Source organism: Winogradskyella undariae, from assembly GCF_013285155.1.
Lineage (GTDB): Bacteria > Bacteroidota > Bacteroidia > Flavobacteriales > Flavobacteriaceae > Winogradskyella > Winogradskyella undariae.
Window position 1 is genome coordinate 1 of sequence record NZ_JABTEL010000046.1, and the last position, 1,708, is coordinate 1,708.

At 30.3% G+C, this 1,708-nt stretch carries 1 protein-coding gene; it reads right to left on the minus strand.

The features are described 5' to 3' along the window. Positions 1-144: 144 nt before the first annotated feature. On the minus strand, positions 145-1,668 hold the full coding sequence (locus tag HSX10_RS18595) for an RNA-directed DNA polymerase (RefSeq protein WP_173589756.1): 1,524 nt from the start codon (positions 1,666-1,668) through the stop codon (positions 145-147). Positions 1,669-1,708 lie beyond the last annotated feature (40 nt).

The window sequence follows — 1,708 nt, forward strand, 5'->3', positions numbered from 1 at the left end:
CCAACGTTGTTGTGTATGGTTAGTTGCGTGGTTAAGCAACTAAATTAGTAAACTTTTACGAACCTGTGAATATTCCGCAGGAATATTCGCAAGTAGGCTAAATAAAGCAATTAATTATACACGGTGTTATGCCTTCGCCTTTTTTTAATTGAATTCTGGTTTTATAAAAGTCAAGCCGTTTTTTTTCATTGTTCTATAATTGTCGGTTAATTCAGTCCACGGTAATGTTTCATAAATGTAGAGCCAATATCTGTCGAAATCGTCTCTTTTTAGATTTTTAGAAAGGTCTTTGTATTCTTTTAAGTATGCTTTTCTATTATGCTTTTTGTCATATTGATATGCAATCATTAAAAACACACAGTCCATTGAACTTATTGAATCCTGTTTGATTGTAGTTGTTTCAAGTTCAAAGTCATACTTAATTGCCCAATATATTGCATAAGAACAAGCTTCGTAAATCTTTTTCTTAAGTCCATATGTGTATATGTCTTGAGCAATATTCTTTATAATATTCTTGTCTATTTTGTGCGGTTCAAATACTTTTTGCTCAAGTAAATTGGTTAAATATGGATAAAGTAAAACTAAATGGTGAATTTGCTTTAGGTAATAATCTTTTGCGTTAGAATCTAAATGCTTATCGGAAATTATTTTGATAGCATAATTTAGTATCGAAGCGTCTGAGTCTTCATCTAACATCAGCTCAATTGCAAAGTTAATAAAACCTTTTAATTCTTTGACTCTAATAGCTTGTTTGTTGTTAACAACATAGGTGTTTGTGAAATTGAAATGGTTCAATTTTGTAACCCAATTTTTCACACTTGCTAAAGGCAATGCAATAATTTTGGACTTCTTATTATTTAAAACCAATTCATAGTTTTTTAATTCTTCTGATAAGCACATAAAGAATCTATCTGCTTCTTCGTACGAGTCTACATAGCAAGTATAGTCGTCAATATTTCTTATGTACTTAAAACCTTGTTGAGTTAGCTCGTTATCGACTGAAACAAGGATTATTTCTGATATTAAGTTTGAAGAATGTGGTCCAATTAATACTCCGTTAGTTTCTCCGTGTTTTAGGTTTCTTGTATTAAAATCTAACTGATTAAACCACTCATTTTTGTCAGCTGGCTTTGATTTTGACTTTGCATAAGGCTTTCCTACTAATGCCCAAGAAATTGAGTGACTATAAATACTAGGAAAACAACTTGAAATATCCGCTAATGCTACATATTTACTTTTAATAACTATATCTTGCTCTGGGTCGCCATCTTTAGAAAAATTTTTGTAGTTCATTTCAAAAAGTTCAAACTTATTTTCAAGTTTTCTCAAATGAATTCTACTGATTTTAAAAGAATCGTTTATAGTTTTATTTCTGAAGTGATTCTGTAATTCTGTCCAATTATCTGATAAAGACTTTACTTGATTTGAATAAGCAAATGGTTCAGGAATCGCCATTGGTCTTGGGATATTTATATTCCGCATACTAGAATACCTTATAAAATCTTTTGGCTTATTATTTACTGGAAAAGTCAGTGTTTTGGAAAAAGCTAAAAAATCAATACTAGTCAAAAAGTTGGGTATTTTTTCTGCAAAAAGTCCATAACCAACCAAGCCATCATATAGTTCAGTTTCCGAAATATCATTTTTGTAGTCAATGTATTTTTTCATTCAATTTTTGTTCGAGTAGTTTTTTAGGTGAGGCATAACG